A 7,182-nucleotide genomic window follows, 5' to 3' on the forward strand; every position below is an offset into this window, starting at 1 on the left:
CAAAGTGACTTTCCTGACTAGTTTGTTTTACGCTTTCACAAAGGGCAATAGGCGACAAAAAAGGAGCTCCTCATTTCGATGAAAGAGAGCTCCTTGCTGCGTTTATTTTACATAAATAGCCAGTGTTTGATAAGGTTTCAGAAGAATTTTTTCTGATACTTCTACATCTTCATAGTTTGAAATCAGAATCTGTCCTTTCTGGTAGACCACTGGCAAGTCGATTTCCACTTCTGTGGCATAAAAGTTATTGAGGACCAGTAATGTTTCATCCTCATACTGACGTTCAAAGGCATAGACTTGCTTACTGTCTTCAAAGGCTGGTTTGTAGCTTCCTTCTGAAATGATCGGCATTTCCTTACGAAGTCGAATCAAGTTTTGGTAGAAGGTAAAAATTGGGCCTTGGATTTCATTTTCTACGTTAATGTGTGGGTAGGATTTCCCTGCCTTCAGCCAAGGAGTTCCTCTTGTGAAACCAGCATTTTCTGAAGCATCCCACTGCATAGGAATGCGTGAATTATCTCGTGACTTAGCCTGAATAATCTGGAAGGCTTCTTGCTCACTTTTTCCTTCTTTTAAGAGCATCTGATAAGCATTGATGGACTCGACATCCACATAGTCAGCCATGGAATCATAGTCTGGGTCAATCATTCCGATTTCCTCACCCATGTAGATATAAGGTGTCCCACGTGACAGGTGAATGCTGGCAGCCAGCATAGTCGCCCCTTCATTGCGGAAATGTTGAATATCGACAAAACGATTTAAGGCTCGTGGTTGGTCGTGATTGTTCCAGAAAAGAGCGCTCCAGCCATTTTTGTCACTCATTTCCTTGCCCCAGCTATGGTAAAGACTTTTCAACTCTTCGAAATCAAAGGGAGCTAAAGTCCACTTCTGTCCGTCCTTGTAGTCCACCTTGAGATGATGGAAATTAAAGGTCATGGATAACTCCTGACGGTCAGGTGACGAATAGAGGACACAGTTTTCCATGGTGGTAGAAGACATTTCTCCAACAGTCATAAAACTATCATCTGATCCAAAAGTGGCTTGGTTCATCATGCGCAAATAGTCATGAACGATGGGCTTGTCTGTGTAAGCTGGCTTGCCTTCATTTTCTGGACAATCCACTAAAACCTCATCCTTGCCGATCAAATTGATCACATCAAATCGGAAACCTTTGACTCCCTTGTCTCGCCAGAAATTAACAACCTTGAAAAGCTCCTTGCGGACATTGGGATTGCGCCAGTTAAGGTCAGCCTGGGTCTCATCAAAGAGGTGGAGGTAATATTTCCCTGTATCCCCGAAAGGTGCCCAGGCAGATCCACCAAACTTAGACTGCCAGTCGGTCGGTTGGTCTTGGATGAAGAAAAAGTCTTGGTAGTACTGGTCGCCAGCTAGGGCTTTCTGAAACCATTCGTGTTCTGTCGAGCAATGATTGAGCACCATATCCAGCATAAAGTCAATCTTGTGCTCTTTACCGACACGTACCATCTCTTCAAAATCAGCCATATCACCAAAAAGAGGATCCACTGCCATATAATCTGAAATATCGTAACCATTATCCCGTTGGGGGCTTGGATAAAATGGATTGAGCCAGACCATATCCACGCCCAGTTTGGCTAGATAGGGGATTTTCTCGATAATCCCACGGAAGTCCCCAATACCATTTCCAGTGGTGTCTTTGTATGATTTTGGATAGATTTGATAGACTACTTTTCTTTTATCAAGTGCCATCTGTTTCTCCTTTTCCGATAAAAGGGAGGAACCTCTGTTCCTTCCCTGTTTGTTTTATTTCAATTAGATTCGTGTAGCGACCATGAGAGCTTCGCCAGCTTGGATAGTTGTTGGATAAGTTCCAGTGATAGTCGCTGTATAAGCATCTTGGTTAGTGATGATAACTGGAGTTTCTGTCACGAGACCCGCAGCCTTAATAGCATCTATATCAAAACGAATCAATTTCTGACCAACTGTGACATGGTCTCCTTGGGCTACAAGACTTTCAAAACCTTTGCCATCAAGCCCTACTGTATCCATACCGATGTGGATGAGCAATTCTACCCCTTCGTCAGAGACAATACCGATGGCATGCTTGGTAGGGAAAAGAACCGTCACTGTCCCATTGACTGGAGAAGTCAACTCACCTTGGCTTGGTTCAATGACTAGACCTTGTCCCATGACGCCTGATGCAAAAACAGGGTCTGTCGCTTGACTCAATTCTTTCACCTGACCTGTAAGTGGGCTGACAATCTCTACTGGAGCAAGGGTTACTGGTTCATGACTGACAAATTCTGCCTCTTCTTGGGCAACGAATTCTGCTTGCAAGGCTGTATCGTCCTCAGTTTTTGTAAAGAGGCCTGCCTTACGGAAGAAGAAAGTCAATAGCATTGGTACAATAATAGCAACTAGCATGGTTCCTGCAAACGGCAGCATGTATTGAGGTTGAATAGAGAGGATACCTGGCAAACCTCCGATACCGATAGAAGCCGCAGTTACATTGAATGTAACGGACAACATGCCTGCAAGGGCTGAACCAATCATCCCAGCTATAAATGGATAGATGTATTTGACATTGACCCCAAAGAGGGCTGGTTCTGTAACACCGAGATAGGCTGAAATGGTTGCAGGAAGTGAAATCTGAGCCTCACGCTCATCATGACGGTGCATGAAATAATAGGCAAATACGGCAGAACCTTGGGCAATATTTGAAAGAGCAATCATTGGCCAGAGGGCAGTTCCACCAGCATCTGCAATTAATTGTGTATCGATGGCATTGGTCATATGGTGAAGACCTGTGATGACAAATGGAGCGTAGAGGGCACCAAAAATCGCACCAAAGAGCCATTTAACTGGACCCGTCAAGCCTGCCAAGACAACTGATGAGAGTCCTTGCCCGATTGTCCAACCGATTGGTCCCAAGACAGTGTGAGCCAAAATCAAAGCCGGAATCAATGACAAGAAAGGTACAAAAATCATGGAAATGACTTCTGGAATATGCTTACGCCAGAAAATTTCCAAATATGCTAAACTCAAACCTGCCAGTAATGCTGGAATAACTTGGGCTTGATAACCGATACGATTAACAGTAAAGTAACCAAAATTCCAAACCCAGTTTGCTGCAATTTCTGATGCAGGTGTTGAGGCAACTGAATAGGCATTGAGCAACTGAGGTGAAACCAAACAGATCCCGAGTACAATTCCCAAGATTTGGCTGGTTCCCATCTTACGAGAGACAGACCAGGTAATCCCTACTGGTAAGAACTGGAAGATTGCTTCACCAGGCAGCCAGAGGAAGTGATTGACTCCTGACCAAAACTGAGAGGATTCTGTGATGGTCTTGCCATCCAACATTGACCAATGCACACCTTCTAATACATTGCGGAAACCGAGGATCAATCCTCCGACAATCAAGGCTGGAATAATCGGCGTAAAGATTTCTGCTAGAGTGGTCATGACACGTTGGACCAGGTTTTGATTGCTCTTAGCTGCGGACTTGGCTGCTTCTTTGGAGACACCCTCAATGCCTGAAACAGCTGTAAAATCATTATAAAAGATCGGCACGTCATTCCCGATAATCACCTGAAATTGACCGGCATTGGTAAAGGTCCCTTTGACAGCTGGAATCGACTCAATAGCCTTGACATTGGCCTTCTTTTCGTCTCCGAGAACAAAGCGCATCCGCGTCGCACAGTGGGTTACGGCAGTGACATTCTCCTTGCCTCCGATCGCTTGAAGCAGATCTTTGGCTTCTTGTTCAAATTTTCCCATTTGATTCTCCTTATATTTGTCAAAGCAAGCTTGACTTGATAGCTCTATTGTAAACGATACCAAACTTGTAGGCAACTTGTTTGCGATAAAAAGAGGGTATTTTTGCATATTTTCTAGCACTTGTATGGTAAAATGGATACAAGTATGTATGGAATAAGACTCAAAACTCATTTAAGGAAGCAATATGAAGAAATACCAACAATTATTTAAGCAAATCCAAAAAAACATTCAAAACGAGACATATGCTGTCGGAGATTTCCTCCCCAGTGAACACGAACTCATGAATCAGTATCAGGTGAGCCGTGACACCGTCCGAAAAGCTCTGTCCCTCCTCCAAGAAGAAGGATTAATCAAAAAGATAAGGGGGCAAGGTTCTCAAGTTGTCAAAGAAGAAACGGTCAACTTCCCTGTCTCCAACCTAACTAGCTACCAAGAACTGGTACAGGAACTTGGACTGCGCTCTAAGACCAATGTGGTCAGTCTGGACAAGATCATTATCGATAAAAAATCCTCACTAATAACCGGCTTCCCAGAGTTTCGGATGGTTTGGAAGGTGGTCCGCCAGCGTGTGGTGGATGACCTGGTATCGGTTCTGGATACGGACTATCTGGATATGGAACTGATCCCAAATCTCACTCGCCAAATCGCTGAGCAGTCTATCTACTCGTATATAGAGGATGACCTCAAACTTAACATCGATTATGCTCAGAAAGAAATCACCATCGACCACACCAGTGACCGAGACAAGATTCTCATGGATATTGGCAAAGATCCTTATGTCGTTTCGATCAAGTCAAAAGTCTATCTCCAAGACGGGCGCCAGTTCCAATTCACCGAAAGTCGCCATAAATTAGAAAAATTTCACTTTGTTGACTTTGCCAAAAGACATCCGAAATAAACACTTACAGTTGGGAATACTCTCAACTGTTTTTTAGTAGTAAATAAAGGAGTTGATAGTTGGAAAAGAGGGTCTGCTTGCTACTTATTCTACTATTTTAAGAAAAAACAACAGCAAATATGTATCTTGCTAAAAACCTCTTGACAAATGCTAAGCGACCATTAGAATGGGAGGTGAGGAGATAAATAGAAACAAATTAAACGAAACTGCTTTATGAAATGTAAGCGGTTTCGAATACACAAAGGAGGGTTTTATGAAAAAACACTTTTGGGACAAATCCTGTCGCTATAGCATCCGCAAGCTGACGGTTGGGACTGCTTCTGTTTTACTAGGGGCTGTTTTTCTAGTCAACCATACTGTAGCCGCAGACAGTGTTGAGGTTAAGCAAACTGAACCAAGCTCTGTCGAAGCTATCACTAAGCCTGATAGTGAACCCAAAGCAGCTGAAGCGACTGAAACTACAAAACCGTCTCTAGCCGAGAGTCCAGTAGTTTCCGAAAGCAAGCCAGCTGAGGAGACTCAGACGACAAATAGTCAAGCTAGTGAAGAAGCCATTGTAGAAGCTAAAGAAAATAAGGAACCTGAAAAAGCAGATCAGCCTGTGACAAAGCAAGAAAACTATCAACTCAACTACAATCAGCCAACAGCTCCCTCCTATGATGGATGGGAAAAACAAGCCCTCCCTGTCGGAAACGGAGAGATGGGAGCCAAGGTATTTGGCCTAATTGGCGAAGAGAGAATCCAGTACAACGAAAAGACCCTCTGGTCAGGAGGACCACAACCCGATAGCACCGACTATAACGGAGGAAACTACAAGGATCGCTACAAGGTCTTAGCAGAGATACGTAAAGCCCTCGAAGCTGGTGACCGCCAAAAAGCTAAACAGCTCGCTGAACAAAATCTAGTTGGACCAAACAACGCCCAGTATGGACGTTACCTAGCCTTTGGAGATATCTTCATGGTCTTTAATAACCAGAAGAAAGGACTAGACACTGTAACTGATTATCACCGTAATCTGGATATCACTGAAGCCACTACGACCACTTCTTACACCCAAGATGGGACGACCTTCAAACGCGAAACCTTCTCCAGTTATCCTGATGATGTCACTGTGACCCACTTGACTAAAAAAGGAAACAAGACACTTGACTTTACCCTTTGGAACAGTTTGACAGAAGACTTGCTTGCTAATGGCAACTACTCTTGGGAATATTCCAACTATAAGAATGGTCATGTCACTACAGATGCAAACGGAATCCTTCTAAAGGGAACTGTTAAAGATAACGGCCTCAAATTTGCATCCTATCTAGGAATTAAAACGGATGGAACAGTTACTGTTCAGAATGAGACACTAACCGTTACAGGCGCAAGTTATGCAACCCTCTACCTCAGCGCCAAAACAAACTTTGCTCAAAATCCTAAAACCAACTATCGAAAAGACATTGACCTCGAAAAAACAGTTAAAGGGATTGTCGAAGCTGCTAAGGCCAAAGACTACGAGACACTTAAAAAGACCCATATCAAGGACTATCAAAGTCTCTTTAACCGCGTTAAACTAAACCTAGGCGGAAACAAGACTGCTCAAACGACAAAAGAGGCCCTTCAAGGCTATAACCCAGAAAAAGGGCAAAAATTGGAAGAACTCTTCTTCCAATATGGCCGATATCTACTCATCAGTTCGTCTCGTGATCGGACAGATGCCCTTCCTGCCAACCTACAAGGAGTCTGGAATGCCGTAGACAATCCACCTTGGAACGCTGACTACCACCTCAATGTCAATTTGCAAATGAACTATTGGCCAGCTTACATGAGCAACCTTGCTGAAACTGCCAAGCCAATGATCAATTACATTGACGACATGCGCTACTATGGTCGTATCGCTGCTAAGGAATACGCAGGTATCGAATCCAAAGACGGGCAAGAAAATGGTTGGCTGGTCCACACTCAAGCAACTCCATTTGGCTGGACTACTCCAGGCTGGAATTACTATTGGGGTTGGTCGCCAGCTGCTAATGCCTGGATGATGCAGAACGTTTATGACTACTACAAATTCACCAAGGATGAGACTTATCTCAAAGAAAAGATCTATCCTATGTTGAAAGAGACTGCCAAGTTCTGGAACTCCTTCTTGCACTACGACAAAGAAAGCGACCGTTGGGTGTCTTCCCCATCCTACTCACCAGAACACGGGACCATCACCATCGGAAATACCTTTGACCAATCGCTAGTCTGGCAGCTATTCCACGACTACATGGAAGTTGCCAACCATCTGAAAGTCGACCAAGACTTAGTCACAGAGGTCAAGGCTAAATTTGACAAACTCAAACCACTTCACATCAACAAAGAGGGACGCATCAAGGAATGGTACGAGGAGGACAGCCCCCAATTCACCAATGAAGGGATTGAAAATCACCACCGTCACGTTTCCCATCTAGTTGGTCTCTTCCCAGGTACGCTCTTTAGCAAGGACCAGGCTGAATACCTAGAGGCTGCGCGTGCTACCTTGAACCACCGTGGAGATGGTG

Annotated in this window: 4 protein-coding genes; 2 read left to right on the forward strand and 2 right to left on the reverse strand. The window is 44.1% G+C overall.

Annotated elements, in window-relative coordinates:
* Nucleotides 1-102: 102 nt before the first annotated feature.
* Nucleotides 103-1,728 (reverse strand): alpha,alpha-phosphotrehalase, encoded by a 1,626-nt coding sequence (gene treC, locus HMPREF1516_RS08350; protein ID WP_033606316.1) that lies wholly within the window; start codon nucleotides 1,726-1,728, stop codon nucleotides 103-105.
* Between the two features lie 63 nt (nucleotides 1,729-1,791).
* Nucleotides 1,792-3,759: a PTS system trehalose-specific EIIBC component gene (gene treP, locus HMPREF1516_RS08355; protein WP_033606317.1), complete on the reverse strand. Its 1,968-nt coding sequence runs from the start codon at nucleotides 3,757-3,759 to the stop codon at nucleotides 1,792-1,794.
* Nucleotides 3,760-3,943: 184 nt separating this feature from the next.
* On the opposite strand from treP, the gene treR reads away from it, so the two are divergent.
* On the forward strand, nucleotides 3,944-4,657 hold the full coding sequence (gene treR, locus HMPREF1516_RS08360) for a trehalose operon repressor (protein WP_033606318.1): 714 nt from the start codon (nucleotides 3,944-3,946) through the stop codon (nucleotides 4,655-4,657).
* Between the two features lie 253 nt (nucleotides 4,658-4,910).
* Nucleotides 4,911-7,182: glycoside hydrolase family 95 protein (locus HMPREF1516_RS08365; protein ID WP_156916954.1), on the forward strand; the 2,272-nt coding region annotated here is incomplete at its 3' end.

It is taken from the genome of Streptococcus sp. CM6, from assembly GCF_000526095.1.
Lineage (GTDB): Bacteria > Bacillota > Bacilli > Lactobacillales > Streptococcaceae > Streptococcus > Streptococcus oralis_BW.